The sequence below is a fragment of the Paenarthrobacter sp. 10L420 genome (assembly GCF_056395385.1).
Genome location: NZ_JBFTJK010000001.1, coordinates 259,803 through 279,799 on the forward strand (window position 1 = coordinate 259,803; position 19,997 = coordinate 279,799).

The 19,997-nt window shown below is 60.1% G+C and carries 16 protein-coding genes; 7 read left to right on the forward strand and 9 right to left on the reverse strand.

Features of this window, described 5'->3' with window-relative positions; genetic code table 11:
• Nucleotides 1-92 precede the first annotated feature (92 nt).
• The 6 genes from pdxR to AC1DD5_RS01260 all read right to left on the reverse strand — a co-directional run bounded on the left by pdxR (nucleotide 93) and on the right by AC1DD5_RS01260 (nucleotide 6,067).
• Nucleotides 93-1,586, reverse strand: a complete 1,494-nt coding sequence (gene pdxR / locus AC1DD5_RS01235; protein ID WP_442016586.1) for a MocR-like pyridoxine biosynthesis transcription factor PdxR — start codon at nucleotides 1,584-1,586, stop codon at nucleotides 93-95.
• A 125-nt stretch (nucleotides 1,587-1,711) separates the two neighbouring features.
• The gene (locus AC1DD5_RS01240) at nucleotides 1,712-2,221 is read right to left on the reverse strand and encodes a prevent-host-death protein (protein ID WP_442016585.1); all 510 of its coding nucleotides are present in this window, start codon (nucleotides 2,219-2,221) and stop codon (nucleotides 1,712-1,714) included.
• Nucleotides 2,222-2,287: 66 nt separating this feature from the next.
• Nucleotides 2,288-3,076, reverse strand: a complete 789-nt coding sequence (locus AC1DD5_RS01245; RefSeq protein WP_442016584.1) for a phosphatase PAP2 family protein — start codon at nucleotides 3,074-3,076, stop codon at nucleotides 2,288-2,290.
• A gap of 127 nt (nucleotides 3,077-3,203) precedes the next feature.
• Complete coding sequence (locus AC1DD5_RS01250; protein WP_442016583.1) at nucleotides 3,204-4,613, reverse strand: MBL fold metallo-hydrolase; 1,410 nt, start codon at nucleotides 4,611-4,613, stop codon at nucleotides 3,204-3,206.
• Between the two features lie 27 nt (nucleotides 4,614-4,640).
• Nucleotides 4,641-5,456: a sulfite exporter TauE/SafE family protein gene (locus AC1DD5_RS01255; RefSeq protein WP_442016582.1), complete on the reverse strand. Its 816-nt coding sequence runs from the start codon at nucleotides 5,454-5,456 to the stop codon at nucleotides 4,641-4,643.
• Nucleotides 5,453-6,067, reverse strand: coding sequence for a rhodanese-like domain-containing protein (locus AC1DD5_RS01260; RefSeq protein WP_442016581.1), 615 nt, complete (start codon nucleotides 6,065-6,067; stop codon nucleotides 5,453-5,455). Before AC1DD5_RS01260 ends, AC1DD5_RS01255 begins: the two co-directional genes overlap by 4 nt.
• Before the next feature lie 123 nt (nucleotides 6,068-6,190).
• Between AC1DD5_RS01260 and AC1DD5_RS01265 the strand changes: the two genes are divergently transcribed.
• Entirely contained in the window at nucleotides 6,191-6,448 is a 258-nt protein-coding gene (locus AC1DD5_RS01265; protein ID WP_442016580.1) for a metal-sensitive transcriptional regulator, read from the forward strand.
• A gap of 37 nt (nucleotides 6,449-6,485) precedes the next feature.
• On the opposite strand, the gene AC1DD5_RS01270 is transcribed toward AC1DD5_RS01265, so the two are convergent.
• Nucleotides 6,486-7,424, reverse strand: a complete 939-nt coding sequence (locus AC1DD5_RS01270; RefSeq protein WP_442016579.1) for a LysR family transcriptional regulator — start codon at nucleotides 7,422-7,424, stop codon at nucleotides 6,486-6,488.
• A gap of 239 nt (nucleotides 7,425-7,663) precedes the next feature.
• Between AC1DD5_RS01270 and AC1DD5_RS01275 the strand changes: the two genes are divergently transcribed.
• From AC1DD5_RS01275 to AC1DD5_RS01295, 5 genes are all read left to right on the forward strand, one after another.
• On the forward strand, nucleotides 7,664-8,794 hold the full coding sequence (locus AC1DD5_RS01275; protein ID WP_442016578.1) for a PrpF domain-containing protein: 1,131 nt from the start codon (nucleotides 7,664-7,666) through the stop codon (nucleotides 8,792-8,794).
• Nucleotides 8,795-8,825: 31 nt separating this feature from the next.
• Nucleotides 8,826-10,274 carry an SLC13 family permease gene (locus AC1DD5_RS01280; RefSeq protein WP_477520415.1) on the forward strand — a complete coding sequence of 483 codons (1,449 nt, stop codon included), beginning with the start codon at nucleotides 8,826-8,828 and terminating at the stop codon, nucleotides 10,272-10,274.
• 279 nt (nucleotides 10,275-10,553) lie between these two features.
• A complete protein-coding gene (locus tag AC1DD5_RS01285; RefSeq protein ID WP_442016576.1) occupies nucleotides 10,554-10,880 on the forward strand; it encodes an ArsR/SmtB family transcription factor in 327 nt (108 codons plus the stop codon).
• Nucleotides 10,877-11,593, forward strand: a complete 717-nt coding sequence (locus tag AC1DD5_RS01290; RefSeq protein ID WP_442016575.1) for a cation efflux transmembrane domain-containing protein — start codon at nucleotides 10,877-10,879, stop codon at nucleotides 11,591-11,593. Before AC1DD5_RS01285 ends, AC1DD5_RS01290 begins: the two co-directional genes overlap by 4 nt.
• 24 nt (nucleotides 11,594-11,617) lie before the next feature.
• Complete coding sequence (locus AC1DD5_RS01295; RefSeq protein ID WP_442016574.1) at nucleotides 11,618-12,436, forward strand: alpha/beta fold hydrolase; 819 nt, start codon at nucleotides 11,618-11,620, stop codon at nucleotides 12,434-12,436.
• A 47-nt stretch (nucleotides 12,437-12,483) separates the two neighbouring features.
• Here AC1DD5_RS01295 and AC1DD5_RS01300 read toward each other — a convergent pair whose 3' ends face one another.
• Nucleotides 12,484-14,331: an FG-GAP-like repeat-containing protein gene (locus tag AC1DD5_RS01300; protein WP_442016573.1), complete on the reverse strand. Its 1,848-nt coding sequence runs from the start codon at nucleotides 14,329-14,331 to the stop codon at nucleotides 12,484-12,486.
• A 1,110-nt stretch (nucleotides 14,332-15,441) separates the two neighbouring features.
• Complete coding sequence (locus AC1DD5_RS01305; protein ID WP_442016572.1) at nucleotides 15,442-16,776, reverse strand: glycosyl hydrolase family 28-related protein; 1,335 nt, start codon at nucleotides 16,774-16,776, stop codon at nucleotides 15,442-15,444.
• 1,443 nt (nucleotides 16,777-18,219) lie between these two features.
• Here AC1DD5_RS01305 and AC1DD5_RS01310 point away from each other — a divergent pair.
• Entirely contained in the window at nucleotides 18,220-19,629 is a 1,410-nt protein-coding gene (locus AC1DD5_RS01310; RefSeq protein WP_442016571.1) for a tyrosine-protein kinase domain-containing protein, read from the forward strand.
• Nucleotides 19,630-19,997: the final 368 nt, after the last annotated feature.

Below are 19,997 nucleotides of genomic sequence, written 5' to 3' on the forward strand. Positions count from 1 at the left end.
GTATCAAAGGTGGTGGCTGCTGCCACTCATTAGTTGTACGCCGGTAATGGACATCACAAAATAGCCATTAAGCGCTTGGCGCTTAAGTCCATTCAGGGGTGTTTGCTGTCGGCCCATCGGTCCCAGGCTGTGGCCATCCTGCCGACGGCGGCGGGCATGTGCTCTTCGGCGGTTCCGGCAAATCCGATCAGCAGTGCCGGAGGAAGCTGGTGGGTGAGCCGGTACTCGCTCAGGGGGTAGGTGTATACGCCGCTGGCGGCGAGCCCCCTCGCCACGTCGATGTCGTCCAGTTGTTCCTGGAGCCAGCCCATGACGTGCAGGCCGGCGTCGACCTGGGCGGGTACGATTCTGTGGCTGAGCTGGTGTTGAATCGCGTTGAGCAGGGCATCCTGGCGCGCTGAGTACAGCCGACGGGTGCGGCGCAGGTGGGCGTGCATGTGTCCTTCTGTCAGGAAGTCCGCGAGAGCGGCCTGGAGTAACACGGCGGGTGCGCGACCGATGACCGAGGACACGGACGCAAAGGGTTGGACCAGATCCTCGGGCAGGACGCAATATCCGAGGCGGATGGAGGGGGCGAGGACTTTGCTGAATGAGCCGACGGTGATCACGTGCCTGCTCAGGTCCAGGCCGAAAAGTGTGGGCAGGAGTTTCCCGCGGTACCGCAGCTCGCTGTCGCAGTCGTCTTCGACGATCCAGCTGTCGTTTTGTTGGGCCCAGGTGATCCAGTCTGAGCGCCGCGCTGGGCTCATGGCGGTGCCGAGTGGGTGTTGGCGAGCCGGAGTCAGGAGGGCCAGGCGGGCCGCAGGCGCGTCCCCTCGATCATCCGGGAGGACTGCCCCTTCGTCGTCGACGGGGACTCCTTGGATGAGGCAGCCTTGGGACTGGAAGGCGAGTCTGCCGGCGATGTGTCCTGGGTCCTCGACGATGACTGGGTCATCTGCATCCAGCAGGAGGACAGCCAGGATGTTGAATGCTTGTTGTGCGCCCGAGGTGATCACGATCTGGTCTGCGGTGCAGTCCAGGCCTTTGGTGTCGTTGACGTAATCGGCGATTGCTTCCCGAAGCGGACGGTAGCCGTTGGGATCGCTGTACCCGATGAAGGATTGATCGGTGCGGCCGGCGTGACGGCCCAGCAGGCGCTTCCAGGTTGATGCAGGAAAAGCCGAGGACGCGATCTGGCTCGGCAGGAATGATTCGGTCGCGTCCGGGGACCATGCACGTGGTGCCTCACTGAAAAGGTCCGTGCCGCGGGAGGACGTGGCGGCGCCGCGTTCGGACAACGGCGGGCGGGATGTGGGCTGCGGCGGAGTGTTGTCGCTCCACAGCGTGTCGACATAGGTGCCATCTCCTGCCCGGGAGCGCAGAAAGCCTTCGGCGGTGAGCTGCTCGAAAGCGGTAACTACAGTGATCCGAGATACACCCAGCTCGGAAACGAGCGTGCGGGTTGAGGGTAAACGCGTCCCGTTCGGCAGCGATCCGGCCAGGATTTGCGTGCGCAGCTGCGAATACAACTGCCGGTGCAGGGGCTGGTTCCCGGACCGTTCGAGCGCGAGCCCGGCGAGCAAACGACCGCCAGCGCTCTTCACCCTTTGAACCACGGAACGAAAGTCACCATGGCTTCATTTTATTCGTCCCGTGTCATCAACATGTCGTGGTGGTGCGCCACGTGTCCAAGGCAATCACTGCGGCTCTTTTCCCTCTTCGCCATGTACTAGGGACGCTCGACGGCTTCCGATTCGTCGAGCCACTCCAAAGGTTCCTTGCCGAGGCCGGCTGCGATCGCCGTGGCAGTCTCACGCCATGAGGTCAGTTCTGTAATGGCCAGATGGGGCTGATTGGTAGCGAAGGACGCTCTAGCTGCAGCCAGGACATCATCGGCACAAGCCTCTCGGTCAGCTGGACTCAGAGCAAGCATCCATGGGAAGCGATCGCTCATGCGGGCGGCAAGCGTTCCCTCCGTGCTTGTTGAGACTGCAACCAGCTGGGCTGCCAGTTCAAGCAGTGAAATGCGTGCCGCATCGGCGCTCTCGGACATAAGAACGAGAGCCTCGCCGTCACGGCGGGTTACCCGGACGGGGTGGTCTGCGGCTGCTGCAAAAACATCTGCGGAGGAGCGGCTCAGTTCAGACGACTGGAACGACGTCCGGGTCTTGAAAGGCTGGACTGGCAGTGGGGTCTTGGAAGACTGGACAGTCTTTCGTGATCGAGTTGCTGCGCTCATGTACAAACACTAACTCAGAACGTGTTCTGAAGTCTATGAGCACCGGGCGGAGTAGTGTGTCATGCGTCAGCCGCGCTTTTTCACAGCCATCTCCTCTGGTCCGGGCAGGGCCTTGGTGGTGCGCCACGTATCCAAGGCAATCACTGCGGCCAGCACTATGAGTGACAAAGAGACGGAAGCGAGGACATCCGTGAGCCAGTGGTAGCCGAGGTAAAGCCTGCTGATGGCTTGGGTGGCGATCCCTGCGACGGCGGCACTGAAGCCGGCAATGACAGCACCTATCTTGCGGCGGCGGGAAAAGACGAGGAACGCTCCGACGAGGAGGAAGTCGGAGGCGCCGAGTACGTGGCCCGACGGAAAAGAGTAGGTGCTGTCGGCGCCGAGCACCATGAGATCCATGGGCGGTCTTGGCCGTTCGACCAAACGCGTAATGACTTGGGCGAGGATCACTCCTGTGAGCATGGCGCCGGCCAGCAAGAGAGGTCGCCAGAGCTTTCGCGCTCTTAATATCCAGATCCCCGTCACGACCGCCACGATGATGGGCATGACTATTGGGCCGAAAATCGTGGCGAGGACAGCCATGATCGTCGTCGCCGTCGGCGAGCGTTGGCTCACGAACCACGTGCTGACTGTTTCATCCACTGTGGCCAGATCAATTTTTTGCTTTACTTCGGCGAGGATGAGGAAGAAGGTTCCCGCGCCAACCACCGCAAGGATAACCGCGATGACATAGAGGACCTTTTGACTCCGGGGCGCTACGTATCGTTCTGGGATAGTGAGCTTGTCGTGAAGGTCTCCGGATATGTCTCCAGAGTCTCCGGGGATGTTCGACGACGGTCGGTCCGGGATGGGCATAACAAAGGATATCCGTTCCAGTGGTCTAGGTGATGCGAGACATAGCTACGAGAACTACGGTTGCCCCAGCACTTCCAAGAGGTGCTCGGGCCGGAGGGGCGACCGGCCCGAGCGGACTTGGAGGGGGTTATGGCTGGTAGGCCGTGGCGACTGAGTTCTGCTGGGCGGTCCAGGCTGCGTAGCTGCCCTCGAGTTCGACGACGTTGTACCCGGCCCGCCGCAGCGCGCTGGCTGCCACGGAGTTCCGGACCCCGCTCTGGCAGTAGGTGACGATGGCGCCCTCGGCCGGGATTTCGTCAAGGTGCCACATGAGGCGCCCGCCGCTGAGCTGGTGCGAGCCGGGGACATGCCCAGCCGCGTGCTCGGTCTTGTTGCGGACATCCAGCACCATGACGGCGTCAAATCCGTCGAGTTCCGGGGGCTGGATGAGCTTCGGCGTGAAGGTGGGTAGGCTTTCGACGCTGGTGACGTAGCCGGCAACGTTGTCGATGCCGACACGGACCAGGTGGTCCCACATGTCCTGTGCAGCGTCCCGATCCGGTGCCAGCAGCACCAGCGGGTTCTTGTCCGTCTCAGGGTTAACTACCCAGGCGCCGTAGCTGGCGACGGATTTGCCTGCCGGTATGTTCAGGGAGCGGGTTACCGTGCCTTGGTGGACCTCGCTGTTGGCGCGTGTGTCGATGAAGGTCAGGGTGTCTTCTGCCAGACCCGCAGCAACGACGCTGACGGCGAGCTCGGGCAGCGGGGTGCGTTCGCCCATGACGGCAGGTCCTTCGCGGTTTTCCCGCTTCATCCGTCCGAAGTAGGCGTGGGCGTCGGGCTGGCCGTCAAGGAGTTCGTCGATGAAACCCCGCTCGTCGTTGGCGGCAAGGTAGGGGCCCCACCAGGAGTAGAGCCTCTCATAGCCAACCGTGGAGGAAGGGATGGCACCGAGGGCCTTGCCGCAGGCACTGCCCGCACCGTGTCCGGGGTGGACCTGGACGTAGTCCGGCAGGGTAAGGAACTTGTCCCGCAGGCTCGCGAAGAGCTGCTTGGCACCTTCGAAGCGGGTGTTGATGCCGCCGGCAGCCTCGTCCAGCAGGTCCGGTCGGCCAAGGTCCCCGGAGAAGACGAAGTCACCCGAGAGCAGGTAACCGGGCTGGTCGCTGAACGCGCCGTCGGTCACGAGGAAAGACAGGTGCTCGGGGGTGTGGCCGGGGGTGTGCACAGCTTGGATGCTGATGTTGCCGATGGTGATCTTGTCGCCGTCGTAGAGGCGTTCGCCGTCGAATTCGTATTGCCAGTCCGGGCCACCTTCGCCCGAGACGTAGATTTTCGCCCCTGTGGCCGCGGCCAGTTCGCGGGTGCCGGACAGGTAGTCGGCGTGGACGTGGGTTTCGGTGACGGCCACGATCTTCATGCCGTTCTTCTCAGCCAGTTCCTGGTAGACCGCGATGTCGCGGCGGCCGTCCACAACAACGGCGGTGCCATTGGCCTGGCAGCCGATCAGGTAGCTGGCCTGGGCGAGGTCTTCATCGTAAATGCGCTCGATAAGCATTTGGTGCTCTCCTTCGTCGAGTAGGTGTTAGGTGATGTCCGGGTGCCGTTCTGCCGCGGCCCCATAGGTGGGGGCGGCGCTGGTCCAGGCGGTGAAAGTGCCGGCGGTGACCCACGCCGCGACGGCGAAGATGAGTACCGCGAATGAGATGCGGATGTGCCTGTCTTTCAGGCGCCGCGCCAGGCGGCCCGCGACGACGGATCCCAGGATGGCCGGGGCTGCGAAAGCCAGGGTGGTGGTCCACTCGATGGTGTATCCGGCGGCGTGGGCGCTGAACCCTGCTGCGGAGTTGATCACGATGATCGCCAACGAAGTTCCGACGGCCTGTTTCATGCGCAGGCCCAGGAAGATGGTCAGCGCGGGGGCGATGAGGAAGCCGCCGCCCACTCCGAGCAGTCCTGTGAGGAACCCGACGAGCAGGCCCACTCCCACGGCCTTCGGGGCGCAGGTCCGGAGCATCCGGCGTGGCCCCGTGCTGCAGGATCCCTCGGTTTCGCGGGTCTTCATGAACATCCTGATCCCTGCTGCCACCATAATCACGGCAAATGCCAGCATCAGGATGTTCGGGTCCAGCAGCCTGCCCAAGGACGCGCCGGCCCAGGCTGCCGGAATGCCGGCAGCCCCTACGAGTGCGATCACAGGCCAGTTCAAGCCATCCCGGCCCCTGGGCATCAGGGCAGCCAGCGAGGATACACCCACCACCAGCAGCGACGTCGGAACCGCCTGCGCCGGGGTCATGCCCACCCCGTACACCAGGGCTGGCACGGCGATGATGGACCCGCCGCCGCCCACAACACCCAGGACGATGCCGACGACCAGCCCCAGAGCCAGGGCCGGAATCATGCCGCGGCGCCCTCGGCGGCCTGCAGGGGAAGCTGCAGGATGGCGCTTTCGCGGGTGGGCTCCGTGGCGGCCTTGTTCCACGGCATGGCCGAGAGGGCTTTGCCCATGGCACAGGTATTAGTCGTAGCCGAGAATGTCAACCCGGTTCCAATGGCGCCGGCGAGCATGCGGATCTTCGGGGAGATGAACTTGCCCCCGACCAGGCCCAGGACCACCAAGGAGCCTGCAGCGAGGCGGACCTGGCGCTCCAGATCCCAGCGGTTCTTGCCCTTGACGACATCCCCACCAGCGGCAGCGAAGCCGGGCGCCCCGCCCGTCAGCACGTAGGCTCCCTCGACGCCGGACTTGCCGAGGCGCTGTCGCGCCTGTTCTGCGCGGGCTTCGGACTGGCAGACCAGCACCACGCGGGATCCGAGACGGGCGGCGAGTTCGTCGGCGTGCTCGGCGAGCAGCGGCAGCGGCACGTTGTAGGAGCCGCGGATGTGCATGGATTCGAACTCAGCAGCGGAGCGCACGTCAATCACGAAGAGGTCCTGGTGCTGCTCGATCCAGGTGCGCAGGGTTTCTGGAGCAAGGGCGATAACGGCCCGGGCTGTGGAGGGGGAAGTCATTGCTGGCCTCTCAAAACGTCGTCTAATGGATACCCCACCCAGTATTGCCTATACCCCCACGGGTATGCAAAACACCCTAGGGGGTATACGATTGTTGGAGTCCCTCACGTATTGGAGAAACCCTTGGAACTCAACCCCTCAGAACTCACGCCGGTGATCAATCGGCTCAAGCGCGCCCAGGGTCAGCTCGCCGCTGTCACCCGCATGCTGGAGGAGGGGCGGGACTGCAGGGATGTCGTCACCCAGCTCGCCGCCGTGTCCAAAGCCCTCGACCGGGCAGGGTTCGCCATCATTGCCACGGGTCTGGAGCAGTGCATTGCCCAGAAGGACGCAAGCATGGACAGGAAAGACCTGGAAAAGCTCTTCCTGTCCTTGGCCTGACCAGCCTCTTTGATGAATCGCAGTTGGTGGAAGAGCCCTAGAGGTAATCCCCAACATGCTCCCGGGCGATCTCCAACAGCGTGGTGTGGAAAGCGATCTCGGCCGGCGCGTAGACCTTGTCCTGACGTTGGGCCAGGAGTACCCGGCGTAGCGGGGCAGCAGCGCCGAGGCTCAGCACCCGGACGTCGGGGTGCTGGAGTGCGACGGCGGTTTTGGGCACCATTGCGACGCCCATTCCGACGCTGACCATGGCCTGCGCTTCCTGGTAGTCGTTGGCCAGGAAACCGATCGTCGGCTCGAAGCCCGCCTCGTTGGCGGAGCGCTTAAGAACTTCCACCACAGGATGAGCATCCGCGCGGACGATCCAGGATTCCTTTTTCAGATCCTCCATCTTTACTTCATCGAGGTCGGTGAGGTGGTGGCCTTTGGCGACGAGGATTACCGTGCTTTCCTGGAACACCTCGGTTGTCCGGATGGCGTCGTCATGGAAGCGATTCCAAGGGTAGTCCCACAGCAGGCATAGGCCGGTCTCCCCGGATTCGAGGTCCGAGACCAGTTCCTCAAAACGCGCGCTGCGGACAGACAGGCTGATGGCCGGGTATCGCTTTTTGAAGGCGCGGATCACGAGCGGTAAGAACGATCCGGCGAGGGTGGGAAACGTGCCGACGGTCAGGGATCCGCGGCGGAGTCCGGCGATTTGGTCCAGATCGTTCCGGGCGGCGCGCATCTGTCCCACCATCTTCCGGGCGTGCCCGGCAAGCACCTGACCGGCTTCTGTCGGCACCACACCACGGGAACGGCGGGTAAGAAGCGGCTGCCCTACTTCCTGTTCAAGCTTCCTCAGTTGTTGGGAAACCGCCGATGGCGTGTACAGCATCAGATCGGCCGCAGCAGTGATGGATCCCTGCTCCACCACCTCAACCAGCAGAGCCAACCGTCGAATGTCGAATAATTCCTGGCCATGATCATTAAGCATCAGTTAACTCTCCTCTGATTTTGGTTCATTCTATGCAATCCTGCGTGATTTCCCGTAGCTTTTGCCCAGAAGACAACCAATAAACAGAAGGCACACAGCAAGAAGCAGCCTGAAGCTCAATGAATGAAGCGTCTCTACACACCCCATCAAATATCCAACATTGTCTTCATTTGTGATCCGAATCATTCTTCTAATAGGCCCCTGAAACCCAGCGCGGCAGAGGAGATGGACGGATTGCCATGAAGATTGAAGCGGAATGGATGCGTGGAGGCACCAGCAAGTGCTGGGTCTTCGAAGGTGAACACCTGGACGAAACCCACAAGGACCTGGACTCTTTGCTGCCCCGGCTTTTCGGAAGCCCGGACCACCGCCAGATTGACGGCGTCGGAGGATCAACCTCCACCACTAGCAAAGCCATGATTCTGCGCCGTCCCTCCGACCCGGATGTCGACGTCGAGTTCACCTTCGCTCAGGTCGGCATCGAGGAAGCGGCCGTGGACTGGGGGAGTAACTGCGGAAACTGCTCCGCGGTTGTTGGACTGTACGCGATCGAGAAGGGCTGGGTCACGCCCAGCGGCGACAACACCCGGATCGTCACGCGCAACACCAATACCGGCCAGATCATCATCCAGCGCGTTGCCACCCCAGAGGGCGCCCTGCCGATCGTCCCGGATGCTCAGATGCCCGGCGTCGTATTTCCCGGCTACCGGGTGGGCCTGGGCTTCAAGGATCCCGCCGGAAAGACGACCGGGAAGTTGCTTCCCACCGGTGAAGCAACGGACACGATAAGCGCCGGCGGGACGCGCTGGACAGTTTCAATGGTCGACGCCGGAGCCCCGGTTGTGATCGTCAAGGCCGAGGAGTTGGGCCTGGACACCGCCCGCTTCGAAAGTTGGCAGGCCGGAGTGAAGCTGCAGTTGGACACCCTGGACCAGATCCGGCGGCAGGCTGCCGTCCGAATGGGCCTGGCCTCAACAGTCAAGGACGCTGCCCGCGCTATCCCCAAGCTCGCAATAGTCGGAGCCCCCGGCCCAGGGGACACGGGCACAGGCGACACTGCCGACGTCAACGTCATGATGCTCTCCATGGGCAAGCCCCACCCGGCCCTGGCAATTACCGGAAGCATCGCCCTGACGCTTGCAGCAAGTACCCCAGGAACTGTCCTCAACAGCATCACGGGCAGTGAACCGCGATCCATCCTGCGGCTTCGTACTCCTGCGGGCGTGATCGAGACCTGGAGCGAAGAACGCAACGGGTCCCTGTTGGTCGGGGTGGACCGTACGGCACGCACCATCGCCACCACCACCCTGCATCTCCCGGAACTCCTCGGCAGCGCCGTCGAGCCTTCCTTCGCATCAGCCGCTCAGTGACATCAGCCCACTCAACGAGGAGTAAAAGATCATGACTAAGACCGATTACCAAGCCGCCTCCACATCAGTGGATGATGTTCAGGAGGCTGGTTCCAAACGTCCTAACCGCAGTCGCCGTATCCTGCTGATAACAGCAGCCGTGATTGCTGTCCTGGGTCTGGCCGCTCTGATGTTCGGAGGCGCCATTTTCAACCCGGCGGCCACCTCGGGAACGGAGCAGACCCTGACCGCTACGCAGATCATTCCCTTGGTCATCCTCGTCCTCATGTTCGTTGTCGCTACCAAGTGGCCACTGAACATCGGTGTGATGGGGCTGGTAGCCTCGTTCGGCGTCGGGTATTTCATGCTGGGAATGTCCGATAAGGAGATCCTGGAGGACTTCCCGGCCAGCATCGTCCTGACGATCATCGGCGTGACGTACTTCTTCAGCATGGCAAACCGCAATGGAACCATCGATATCATCGTGCAGAACTGTGCGCGCCTCGTCAGGGGCAAGACGATGCTGCTGCCATGGGTCTTCTTCCTTATCGCTGCCGCGCTGACCTCGCTGGGCACGTTCTCGCCAGCCGCCGTCGCACTTCTGGCGCCTGCCGCCATGGGGTTCGCTTACGAGTCACGCATCCACCCCGTCCTCATGGGTGCCTTCGTCATCAATGGCGCACACGCCGGTGGATTCTCGCCACTCTCGGTTGCCGGCGTCCTGGTCCACAACATCGCACACGACAACGGCTTCCCCATTTCCCAGGGCGGACTCTTCGCGGCGAGCTTCGCCATCAACCTGCTTCTCTCGGCACTCTCCCTGGCTTTGTTCGCCGTCTTCGGAAAGCTGAAGGACGGCGCAGGGGTCCAGAACGTGGATCTGGAAACTCCCCGCACCACGCGGCCTCATGGCCAGCAGATCCTGACGCTCCTGCTGATCGCTGTCATGCTCGTCTGCACCTTGGGCTTCCGGATGCCGATTGGCTTTGTTGCCCTTTCCGCCGGCCTGCTGCTGGCGCTGGTCAACATCAAGGAGCACCGCACCTTCATCGGCGGCGTTTCCTGGTCCACCGTCCTTCTGGTGGCTGGCATGATCACCTACGTCTCCCTGCTGCAGCATGTGGGCGTTATCGACACCCTTGCAGAGATGGCTTTGGCGCTCGGCGCACCGCTGCTGATCGCTTTGGTTCTCTGCTACGTCATCGGCGTCGGTTCAGCCTTTGCCTCGTCCACCGCGCTGCTGACCGCGTTCATCCCGCTCGCCGGGCCCCTGCTGGCCTCCAGCACGTTGAGTGCATCAGGAACGGTTGCAGCCCTTGCAATCGCAGCAACTGTGGTGGACGTTTCGCCCTTCTCCACCGACGGCGCACTGATCGTGGCCAACGCCCAGGATTCGGACCGTCAGCGCGTGTACAAGCAGCTGATGATCTACGCCGGTGGAGTGGTCCTGGTTGCGCCCGCCCTGGCATGGGCCCTCCTGGTTCCGACCGGCATCCTCTAAACCGCAACGTTTCACATGACTGCCGGCAACTCCAGGTCGGCACGCGAAGGGACCCGCCCTGCATACCAACGCAACAGGTAACCCGAAAGACGGGCGCAGGACTGGATAATCCCAACGCACCAGAGGCGGGGCCACCTAACGGGGTGGCTCCGCCTCTGTCGTGTCGGTAAAGCGTACGACGGCGGAGCTGCCGCCGGCGGGTCTGGGAGGTTGCGGCTTTGGCGTTTGGAGATTCAGTACACGATTGCATGAATACAGCGTCGGCTGTACTTTAACGACATGGAAACCCTCACCCACGCTCCGGTGCTGGCCCGCTTCGGCTATGCGATCTCGGACGCCACCAGGGCACGCGTACTCCTTGCCCTGGCTGATGCGCCGGCTTTCCCCTCCGAACTTGCAGATTCCCTGGGCGTTTCCCGCCAGAGCATGTCCAACCACCTGACCTGCCTGCGCGGGTGCGGCCTTGTGGTCGGGGTTCCCGACGGGCGCAGGACCCGCTATGAACTGGCCGACGCACGTCTGGGTCACGCCATCAAGGACCTGATCGGTGTGGTCCTGGCGGTGGACCCCAACTGCTGTGCTCCTGATGGGACGTGCCTGGCATGAGCACAGCCCTGCAGGAAGCGTCGGAACGCAGAACCGTCCTGACACGTAGGATCAGACTTTTCGCTGCCGCCACCATCACCTACAACGTCATCGAGGCGGCAGCGGCACTGTGGGCTGGTGGTGCGGCGGATTCGTCGGCCCTGATTGGTTTCGGGCTGGACTCGGTGATCGAGGTGGCCTCCGCGGTGGCATTGTCCTGGCAGTTCTCCGCCAAGGACCCCGAGCGGCGCGAGCACTTAACCCTGCGGATCATCGCGATTTCCTTCTTCGCCCTCGCCGCCTTCGTCACGTTCGATGCCATCAGATCCCTCACCGGTGGGGGAGAGGCCCAGCACTCGACGCCAGGCATCGTGATCGCGGCCCTCAGCCTGGCGATCATGCCTGTGCTGTCCTGGGCGCAGCGCCGAGCCGGACGGGAGCTCGGTTCCAAGACGGCCGTAGCTGACTCTAAGCAGACGTTGTTGTGTACGTATCTCTCTGCTGTGCTGCTCATTGGCCTGGTCCTGAACAGCACGCTGGGTTGGTGGTGGGCTGATGCCGGCGCAGCTCTGGTGATTGCCGCCGTCGCCGTGCGCGAAGGAATCAACGCATGGCGTGGCGACGTTTGCTGCGCTGTGCCTGCTGCAACAGTCAGCGATGAGTCCTCCGAAGACTCGGGCTGCTGCGCGGAATACCAGACGGCAACGGATTCACCCAAGACGGTCGTTCAGTAGTCACCTCGGGCGTACGCTGACCGCATGGAGTCCGAGGTCAGGATGCTCGCCCTGCGTACCGGGATCAACGTGCCCTGCTTTGTGCGGGGGAACCTTGGTGAAGCGAACGACGACGGCGCCGCGCCCTTGGTGTTGTTGCATGCGTGGGGTGAATCCTGGCGGAGTTTTGAGCCGCTGATTGCCTCGCTGCCATCCTTGACTCTGGCCGCGCCTGACCTACGCGGCCATGGTGGGGCCGACAAACCTGAAACCGGGTATTCGCTGACAGTGGTTGTGGAAGATGTAGTCGCGATGTTTGATGCCTTGGGTATAGCGAGGGCTCACGTCTTGGGTTCATCCAGCGGCGGATACGTGGCCCAACAACTCGCTGCGACGCATCCGGAACTCGTGGCATCTCTGATTCTTGTTGGATCTCCGTTGAGTCTCCAGGGGAAACCACCGTTTGCGAACGAGGTGGAGGAGCTCACTGATCCAATTTCGGAGGACTGGGTTCGGGAATCTCTGTCCTGGTACAGGCTGCTGCACAATGTGCCCGCTGCCTACATCGAGGACAGGGTGCGGGACGGTTTGGCCATGCCGTCAGCCGTTTGGAAGGCTTCCTTGCGGGGCTACTACGAGGCTGTTCCGCCAACCGAAGCCGGAACCATCTCAGCCCCGACGCTCATCCTGTGGGGCGCACATGACCACATAGTGCCGCGGCACCACCAAAAAACCCTTGCCAACCGTATCCCTGGAGCTCAATTGAAGATCTACGAGAAGACGGGCCACTTGGTGTTGTGGGAGTGCCCGGAACGGGTTGCTGAGGATGCGGGGGCGTTTCTGCAGCCCATATGGCGCGGCTAGCCCCCATCATTCAAGAGCTAGCCGCGTTACTGTTCAGGACGGAGGAATTAAAGAATCGCCGTCATGCCGTTCCAACCTGTTCCGACCTTGGTGGCCGTGGGCCAGCCCGAACCGCTATTGCCTGCGTACAACCAGAGCTCGCCTGCTCCATTCCGGGCCAGGATGTCGGCTCTGCCGTCACCATTGAAGTCGCCAGGTCCTATGAGGGAGTTCATGGAGTTCCAGCCTTGGCCTATTTGCTGTGTGGCGAGCCAGCCTCCGTCCCCGCTGCCACGGTAGAGCCGCAGTGCCCCTGCAGCGTCGCGAGCAACGACGTCAGGAGCGCTGTCTGCATTGTAGTCACCTATCCCCCTAATCTCGGACATGGCGTTCCATCCGAAACCTACGTACATGCGAGGCAGCCAACCGCCCTTGCCGTCGCCACGGTAAACGAATAACAAACCTTCACTGGAACGAGCAACTACGTCTACAAACCTGTCACTGTCGAACTGTCCGATGTTCTCAATTGCTGTCATGCTGTCCCAACCACTGCCGACCTGGACGCGTGAGAACCAGCCCCCCGAGCCATTGCCGGGGTAAAGCCATAGAATCCCGCTTCCATCGCGGGCCAATAGATCTGCCTTGCTGTCGCCATCGAAATCTCCAGGCGCGACCATGGCAGTCATGATGTTCCAGCCCTGTCCTATCTGCTTTCGCGGAAGCCAGCCGCCTGAGCCGTTGCCGGGGTAGAGCCAAAGTAACCCTGTCGAGTCCCTGGAGACGATATCCGTCGTGCGGTCACCGTTGAAGTCGTTCTTGACCGGCTGCTGTGCATTCCCATCAATGATTGTCACTAAGTTCGAGGCAGCCGTGTACACCTTGTTGTTGGACGTGTTTACGGCGGCAATAAGCCACGGGGTGACCTTGACGGCGCTGCTGGCGTTATTCCTTCCCTCGATGACCGTGGTCCCGCGGTCAGCCATCGAGGCGTAGATCTTGTTATTCGCTGGATTCGCCACGATTTTCTTCACCTGCGTTGGGGTGGCTATCTGCGCCGTCTCCGTCATAGTTGCTCCATCGACAACGCGGACCGCGCCGGCCGTGGATGCAGCAGTCGCGCCTATGTACAGCATGTCAGTAGCCGGATTGAGGGCCCAGGTCTCTAGGGGGCCAGACCATGGCATGGTCGTGGAGACAGTGTCACTGGCGCCATCGATGACTTTGATGCTGAAACCGGACGTAGTTTTGGTTGTGACGTAGATCTTGTTTTTGCTTGGGTTAACTGCCGCGCCAAGGATGAGCCCCTCGCCGACGGACACCGTCGAGCTGATGAGTCCAGACGCATCGATGACCTGCACGCTGCTGTCAGAGATAGCGTAAGCCTTATTCGTGCCTGCATTGATGACGATGTTGCCAGCTCCTGTGGAACCGGGCACGACGCTGGCAGTATTGGTGGATCCATCGACTACTGTCACGTGCTCCTGAGTGCTGACGTAGATCTTGTTTGCCCCCTCGTTGACAGCAATCGAATCAATGATCGAGTCGAACGGGATCAACATGGATTTCTGTGCTGCTTCATCAATCACTGCCAGGGAATTCTTTTCCATGGTCTTATCTGTGCTTGCTACGTAAAGTTTGTTTGTAGCTGAATTGATGGCCAGCCGTCCAGGGGTGTCCCCCGGGAACATCACGTTACTTGAGCCGCCTGCCTTAAGCCTCTGAACGGCGCCGGACGACACTACATAAGCTGTGTCTGTCGTCGTGTTTACTGAGATGGAATTCGCATCCCCTTGAAGATGTATGACATCACTGACGACGTCAGCCCTGGCCGGTGCGCCAATAGTTCCCAGCCCCAAAGCCAGTGCGATACCGAGGGCGACGGATGGAGCCGCTGCCCAGCGTCGTCGTCGGTTCATGTTCCTGAGCGCGCGCGGTCCATCCAAAATAGCCAACATAGATTCCCCCGAAGTCGTGACGCAATTGCACGTCGATAGTCGGATTCTATAGCGGGTAGAGCAACGGCCAGCCCTGATTACGATCCGGACTGGCGGTGGTCTGAGATTTTCGAAGTGAGCTGAACTAGTGGATCGCGATTATGCCATTCCAGCCTGAGCTGACCCTGCTTGCTGTAGGCCAGGATGCTCCGCCGTTAGGGCGCAGAGGCACAGCTGGACCTGCAGCACCGGCCAGACCGTCGGGGGGCCATCGTCGTGAAGTCATGGACGCCGGTGATTCAGACATTGTGGGCCAAGCCGAATCGGCCCATATACGGGGCAGGCAGTCGCTGTTGCCGCCGCGGGGTGAACCCAGTGCGCCACGGCGATCACTGGTCGCCACGATCAAAATTTCCCTTACCGGGGAATTCAATTCCCGGTCGGGCCCCTTGCCTACTCCTTTGTCGTGGACAGGAAGGTTTCATAAGTCCTATTGGCTCCTCCCGCCGGCCTCAACACTGTAGACACCCTCATTTCGGCCAAGTAGGCCGTGTCGGTCGGGAATCAAATGCAATACTTGGCGGCCGCTGCACCTACAAAGACGACGTCTGCTATGCCGCCGCTGTGTACGCCTCCGTTGTCCCGTGTTTTTCGCTCCAAACCCGTGCCAATCACTTGAAACAGCCGCCACGAAATCTTCCCTGGGGGTTGACGTGACAGCGCCTCGCGAGGTCTCTGCAAGGCGTACACGGCGTTGTCTGCCGCTGCGCCAGGTGGAAGATGGCGGCTTGTGTTTCGCAGCGAGGGTCAGTACAAGATGCGTGAATACGGCGTACGTGACCACATGGTCCCGCGGCACCATGAAACCCTATCCAGTCGTATTCACGGTGCTTGGTTGAAGATTTACGAGAAGACGGGTCACTTGTGTTGTGGGAGTGCCCGAAACAGTTTGCTGACGATGTAAGGGCATTTCTAAATTGGATCGTGGCGTAGGAGCAGCCACCCGTGAGCTCCGGTCGGGCTTACAAATTCGAGACCTAGGCGAGCGTTCAAAGCGGTGCTGCCCGCGCCGAGCTTTCGTGACGGCCCTTGTCATTTACCCACCCAGCCGGTGCTTCCGTTTCCAGTTTGCTTGACGTAGAACGTCGTTCCGGCACCGCCTCCGTAATTTTGGTAGGTCGAGCCGACCGGTGCCATTTCGCGTCTCTCCGGGCTCCCGGAGCCAACTAGTTGAAGTGGGCTGAGTGCCACGCCTCCAGCGACATACGGGTTGGCGAATTGGGTCGTAGCAGCACCTGTAATACTGGCCAAGGTAACGAAAAACTGGAACCAGTTCTGCGATTTGTGGACGGCCACGAGTTTTCCGGATCCAAGTGACGTAAGCGTGAAGGTTCCGCCCGTGAGGCGTGCTCTCAATGTCGAACCGGAGTTGTTCAAACCTCTGAAGTCCACGAAGGGTGGTGTCGCCACATTTGGCAGGTAGGCATTGAGATCCGTCGCCACCAAAGCAGCAGCATTTATGCCAGTTGCCGCCACGCCCTTGAAGAGTGAAAACTCATTCAGACTGCTGGTCACGTAACAATCACGAAAATGGATCGTACCGACTGAGATAGGACCGCCCAGTCGGTTGAATCGGACGCCGGCCTTGACGCCTTCAATGTAAGTCACACCGCTCACAACCAAGTGTGCGACGCCTGTACCTTCCACGGAAATGATGCTGTCCAGGAGATAAAAGTTGCCGTCGTGCAGCCCAGCCGTTCCTAGGTAGCCGAGAGTCTTGATGCCGATTGGGGTCCGGGCGAGTTGAAGACGCGTCGAATGAAACAGGCTTGTGTCGGTGGTTTCGATCGCGGCAACAACGGCTTGGTGAATCCTGACATTGACCATGCCCATCTCTTCGGACTTGCGTAGGCGCAAAGGGGTTTGGGCAATATTGAACCCATCGATGACTAGATTCTGTATCAGGTTCTGGTAGATGAAATCCGTTCCATTACCCACATCGATACCCCCGCTTGGGTGAGTAAACCTAAGCACGGACGAACCGGAGGGATCGCCAACAAGGGATGAGTAACTCGCCGACATCTGGAGTCGGGTCGCAGACGGAATCAAATAGGTCCCTACTGGTAAGACCACAGAACCTCCTCCCGCCGCGCGCAGTGCTGCGCTAATGGCAGCCGAATCGTCGGCGATGCCGTTCCCGACCGCACCATAGTCTCTGGCGTTGACTGGTTCGTTAGCGCGCAGTGCATACTGGACCGAAGGATCAGTTGTGACTGACACTGTTGACCCGACTCCGGCAGCATGAGCTGCGCCTGAGTTAAGAACCAACAAACCCTCGCTGGCGGCTACAGCAGTTGCCAAGGGGACGATTCTAAAAATCCCCCTACGCCCGATGCCGGTATTGCGTTCTGTCAGCGAGCCGTCCACATGCTCTTTGTCATTACTCATGAAGACACCCCTATTCGGTGGTTCCCGTGAGGTAGTATCTCGGGCGGTTGCTTCGAAAAAACAACCTCTGCCGATGAACCTGGCGAACCGGGAAGAAAGGTCTTACTCGCCAATTCTAGAATTAGTGAACGGAAACCCCGCCAAGCAGTGAACTTTCATTCTTGAAGTGGCGTCCATCACAATCCGAAAATAGTGTGTAATGTGGGTCCTTAACAACAGTAATTAGTACTCGAGTTAGTTGGGCACGATGCGCGTTTACTACTTGCCGTACTTGCATCTGCTCAACCGAGAATACTTGTATTACTTGCATCGACTACTCGGATTATTTGCGTCACCTACTCGCGTGAAACTCCCGGGTCGTGCCGAGGGGGAGGTCACACCTCGCCTACTGCAGTTAGGCTCCCGATCTTGGCCTTCGTTAAGTGATCCCACGACACGTGGTCGGCTTGCTGGGGTCGGCCCGAGGCGCAGCAGTATTGCAGTCGATCCCTTAGTGGTCTAGCGAGATATGCACAAGCGATCTAAGTACAGTGCCAAGCGGGACACCCTGCCAGACTGGCTGGCCTGAAGTTCTGGGTCTTGCACGGTTGCCCCGTCTGTTGGGGTTGCTCCCAATTGGCCGTTACCACTCATTTGATTCATGCTTGTCAATTCCCTTTTCTCCACGGTCCCAGTTATTTACCTGCGAACTTGGCGGATCAAAAAACAGCTGAGGTAGGCTGCCTGTGCGCGACGACGGCAGTGTAAAAAATTGGCAAGTGACCCCTTGCCGACCGAGGCCAAAATCTTAATTCACAGGAGGGGATTTGAATATCAATAGAACTAGTAGTTGTTCGCGAGAGGAACCTGGCCTGAGTAAGTTATACAAACGTCTGACCAGCCTACGAATAAGGCTAGAGGGTGTACCGGGGAATCAGGTTGCGAGGTGCGGAGGAGCCGCACGACTGGTTTCCCATTGGGCGGACTTCTTCCGAGAAGCGCGCGCTAAAACGGACCGCGCTCTTCGTCCATCCTCGCTATGCGCAGCTCCAATGGACGGAACAACGTTCCGTTTGATGAGCAAGTATGACGGCGTCAGGGGCCGTTCGGGTGTTCGCAGTTGGATGGCTCAAAGCAGCAGCTGGCCGGTGTGGACCCATACAGGAAGCTGTCCTCATTCCGTAGCCCCTGAAGCGCTTAAGCCCACTCTCAACAGTTTGTCAACCAGTTTTAGTTGAGAATTACGTGCGTGCGGCAAGAGCATTTAAACCTGCATGAGTGATGCATGATAGCGTCAAAATTAACAAGCGTAAGCATATGACTACGCACGTCTACCGATGTTGCAACATCGGTTATACGGCATGATCTAATAACGGTGAGCGGACTGATCGCCTCGGTTCGCCGCCTTGTTGGATATCGCTCACGAAAATATTGGGGAACCCCGTGGAGTTGCGTACTTACCTGCATGTCATCCGCAAGCGCTGGATTTCCATACTGCTTGTCACGGCTGTGGCCGTTCTCGTGGCATTGGGACAAACGTTGACCCAGACGCCCACCTATGACGCGCATTCACAATTGTTCGTCTCTGTCAAGGGCGGCAATTCAGCAACTGACGTAACGCAGGGGAACATGTTCGCACAGAACCGGGTGACGTCCTATGTAAGTCTCGCAACGAGCCCCCGCGTCCTTCAGGCAGTTGCCGATGACTTAAATCTGCCAGGCGGATCAAGGAAACTGGCAGGCCGCGTTGCAGCCTCTGCGCCCCCCCAAACCGTGCTGATCGACATTACGGCTTCCGACGCAAACCCTGAACTCGCGGCGAGGATTGCCAACTCCACGGCGGACGAATTAATTAAAGGCGTTGCGTCCGTCGAGGATGTTTCACTGGTGAAATTGAGCGTCTTCGAACGGGCAGAGCCACCCATCAGTCCTTCTTCACCTCGACCCATGATGAACCTGATTCTAGGCTTGGTTGCAGGGCTGGTCCTTGGCCTTGGCTTCGCGTTCGTACGTGAAGTTCTCAATACACGGCTGCGGACCCAGGACGACATCGAGCGAGTCGTCAGCGCCGGCGTTCTGGGCACATTCGTCGGCGATCCTTCTTTGGAAAAGACCCCTGTACTAACCCAGGGAGACCCATATAGTCCGCGGGCAGAGGGCTTCCGTCAGCTGCGGACACACCTGTCATTCACGAACCTCGGTGGCGGGCACCAGAGCGTCGTAGTTTCCTCGTCGATCCCAGGCGAAGGGAAAACGTCTACCGCTGTCAATTTGGCGATTATGCTCGCTGAAAGCGGGACGCGAGTTCTTCTCATCGATGCCGATTTGCGGCGACCGCGTGTCGCCAATTACTTGGGCTTGGAAGGTTCCGTGGGGCTTACTGGCGTCCTTACGGGCAGCGTGGCGCTTGAGGACGCAATTCAGACATGGGGGCCAGCTGGCCAGCTTCACGTTTTGGCATCGGGGCGTTTGGCACCGAACCCAAGTGAGTTGCTTGGGTCTTCGACCATGGACAAGCTGCTCACTCACTTGGAATCTGAGTATGAAGTGGTCATTATTGACGCCCCACCTTTGCTCCCAGTCACGGACCCTGCGGTCCTTGCGGCTAACGCCAGTGGCATCCTGCTGGTCGTGAGTGTTGATGGTCGAACCAAGAAGGCGGATTTGGCCAGGGCTGTCACGAATATAGAAGCGGTTCGTGCCCGTATGTTGGGCGTGGTCATCAACCGTCTTCCGGCAACCAAGGGTGATCACAACTACTACGACTACAAACCTCAAGTCGACAAAGGCAAGAGGCGTTCGACTGAAGCCAAGAATCGGCAAGAAATGCGCCACGGCAGCGTAAAGCCGTAGCCGGTCCGAGAGAACTGGAATGTACGCTTCGTTGCCCCTCGCATCCAAATTTCACAATGCCTGGCGCATCGAATCCCGCTGCAGACTTCAGTCGTCAATGTCGGTTTCACCAGCCTTTCAGCGCTTCAAGATTCTAGGGACTAGCTCAGTCCCGACTTGCACAACATTGGGGATAGTCGATGAAACACAACAACCGGATCAACACCGTAAGTGACCTTATGGGGACGCCTTCGACGGAGATCGCTCCCCAAAATAGTTCGCATTTGAACCCATTCAGCCACCGCCTTCAATTTGGCTTGGATGCCGCGTCTTGGATTATCGGGCTAATTGCCGGTGTTTTCTTCCGCTATGAGTTTGATGGCAGTCAG

What these genes read in the sequence shown, in the direction of transcription:
- AC1DD5_RS01300 (WP_442016573.1), bottom strand. Translation starts at nt 14,331, where the DNA reads ATGAACCGACGACGACGCTGGGCAGCGGCTCCATCCGTCGCCCTCGGT.
- AC1DD5_RS01290 (WP_442016575.1), top strand. Translation starts at nt 10,877, where the DNA reads ATGAGCACAGCCCTGCAGGAAGCGTCGGAACGCAGAACCGTCCTGACA.
- AC1DD5_RS01270 (WP_442016579.1), bottom strand. Translation starts at nt 7,424, where the DNA reads ATGCTTAATGATCATGGCCAGGAATTATTCGACATTCGACGGTTGGCT.
- AC1DD5_RS01240 (WP_442016585.1), bottom strand. Translation starts at nt 2,221, where the DNA reads ATGAGCGCAGCAACTCGATCACGAAAGACTGTCCAGTCTTCCAAGACC.
- AC1DD5_RS01250 (WP_442016583.1), bottom strand. Translation starts at nt 4,613, where the DNA reads ATGCTTATCGAGCGCATTTACGATGAAGACCTCGCCCAGGCCAGCTAC.
- AC1DD5_RS01245 (WP_442016584.1), bottom strand. Translation starts at nt 3,076, where the DNA reads ATGCCCATCCCGGACCGACCGTCGTCGAACATCCCCGGAGACTCTGGA.
- AC1DD5_RS01285 (WP_442016576.1), top strand. Translation starts at nt 10,554, where the DNA reads ATGGAAACCCTCACCCACGCTCCGGTGCTGGCCCGCTTCGGCTATGCG.
- AC1DD5_RS01295 (WP_442016574.1), top strand. Translation starts at nt 11,618, where the DNA reads ATGGAGTCCGAGGTCAGGATGCTCGCCCTGCGTACCGGGATCAACGTG.
- AC1DD5_RS01280 (WP_477520415.1), top strand. Translation starts at nt 8,826, where the DNA reads ATGACTAAGACCGATTACCAAGCCGCCTCCACATCAGTGGATGATGTT.
- AC1DD5_RS01260 (WP_442016581.1), bottom strand. Translation starts at nt 6,067, where the DNA reads ATGACTTCCCCCTCCACAGCCCGGGCCGTTATCGCCCTTGCTCCAGAA.
- AC1DD5_RS01275 (WP_442016578.1), top strand. Translation starts at nt 7,664, where the DNA reads ATGAAGATTGAAGCGGAATGGATGCGTGGAGGCACCAGCAAGTGCTGG.
- AC1DD5_RS01255 (WP_442016582.1), bottom strand. Translation starts at nt 5,456, where the DNA reads ATGATTCCGGCCCTGGCTCTGGGGCTGGTCGTCGGCATCGTCCTGGGT.